The organism is Bacillus sp. COPE52 (genome assembly GCF_003355115.1).
Classification (GTDB): Bacteria; Bacillota; Bacilli; order Bacillales; family Bacillaceae_G; genus Bacillus_A; species Bacillus_A toyonensis.
On the sequence record NZ_CP031292.1, the window covers coordinates 5,598,385 to 5,600,175 of the forward strand.

Below are 1,791 nucleotides of genomic sequence, written 5' to 3' on the forward strand. Positions count from 1 at the left end.
CCCTTCTTTTCCTTGGTAATTGATTTTCGCCCAGCCATTTACTTTCCCTAGTACTGTTACTTTTTCACCATTTTTCAAGTTTCCTAGAACTGAGCTACTTGTATTTGCCGCACTTCTTACTCGGAGACTTGTCGCATTAATCGTTCCTACTTCTTGCGTTCCATTCGTAATGTTTTCCGCTGGCTTTTCTTCTTGTTTTCCTGCTTCTAACTTCACAAACTCTAACGACACATACCCTTCTTTTCCTTGATAGCTGATTTTCGCCCAGCCATTTGCTTTTCCTAGTACTGTTACTTTTTCACCATTTTTTAAGTTTCCTAGAACCGAGCTACTTGTATTTGCCGCACTTCTTACTCGTAAGCTTGTCGCGTTAATTGTTCCTACTTCTTGCGTTCCATTTTTAATCGTTGCATCTGATGTTTTCGGTTGTTCCGGCTTTTTTATCTCTTCTGTGTTGCCATCAATTTTCACAAACTCTAACGATACATACCCTTCTTTTCCTTGATAGCTGATTTTTGCCCAACCATTCGCTTTTCCTAGTACTGTTACTTTTTCACCATTTTTTAGGTTCCCTAAAACCGAGCTACTTGTATTCGCTGCGCTTCTTACTCGTAAGCTTGTTGCATTGATTGTTCCTACTTCTTGTGCTCCATTTTTGATTGTTGGTTGCAGTTGCTTTTGGCCAGAAGTGTCAGGTGTTTGAATTGCATCTCCAAATTTTAAAAACTCTAAAGATACATATCCCTCTTTTCCTTTATATTCAATCTTTGCCCAGCCGTTCGCTTTTCCTAATACCGTTACTTTTTCATTTTTTTGAACATAGCCAATCATTGAACTACCTAGAGTTGGACTATTACGTACATTCAAACGAGTTGCCGTAACAATTCCCTCTTCTTTTTGTCCATTATTAATCGTTAATTGTTGTTTTTGTTCAACGTTTGGATTTCCATTCGAAAATCCTAAAAATTGTAATGTGACATACCCCTCTTTTCCATCATGAGAAATTTTAGCCCATTCTTTTTCCTTACTTAAAACTTGTACATTTGTTCCCTTTTTTACTGTTCCTATAACTTTCCCTTGAGTTGTAGGTTGTTCACGTATATTTAAATTTGTTGCATTTACTGTCGCTAAATTATCACTTTCTGCAAAGGCATGCGTCGAAATAAAAGATGTTGCTGTCGCTAGAAATGTACCTGTTATTATTTGTTTTGTTGTTTGTTTCATAATTTTTTATAAGAATATAAGAAATCCTATATTCTTCAGCCCTCCCTTTTTTATTCTTCTTACTATTAATCTTAACATATCATTCCGAAATATTTATTTTGAATATCTAAATATAGCCATAAAATTTGTGAACATCTTATCTATATAGTTTTTTGCATAAAACTATATCTCCTATGAAATATTACAAAGGGATGTATTTTAGATGGAATATTAATTTTTCAGGAGGAAAACAATGACGAAAATCTTCATTTTAGCATCAACACTTTCTTTATCTTTTTTTAGCGGCTTGAATATCGGTAATGCAGCCACGGAAAACTTCTCTCCAACAAACGCTATTGTACAAAACAGCGATCATTTAGCAGAAGAAAACTCAAAAGATAATAATAAACCTCCAGGAAGCAACGGTTCTGGTGGTAGCGGTTCTGGTGGCAGTGGTTCTGGTGGTAACGGTTCTGGTGGCAGCGGCTCTGATGGCAGTGGTTCTGGTGGCAGTGGTTCTGGTGGCAGTGGTTCTGGTGGTAACGGTTCTGGTGGCAGCGGCTCTGATGGCAGTGGTTCTGGTGGCAG

1 protein-coding gene and 1 pseudogene are annotated in these 1,791 nt (G+C 37.2%); one reads left to right on the top strand and one right to left on the bottom strand.

Annotated features, from left to right (window positions below):
* Positions 1-1,224: SH3 domain-containing protein (locus DPQ31_RS28360; RefSeq protein ID WP_208731395.1), on the bottom strand; the 1,224-nt coding region annotated here is incomplete at its 3' end.
* Between the two features lie 232 nt (positions 1,225-1,456).
* Here DPQ31_RS28360 and DPQ31_RS28365 point away from each other — a divergent pair.
* Positions 1,457-1,791 (top strand): annotated as a pseudogene (locus DPQ31_RS28365) (cell wall anchor protein); the annotation flags it as partial.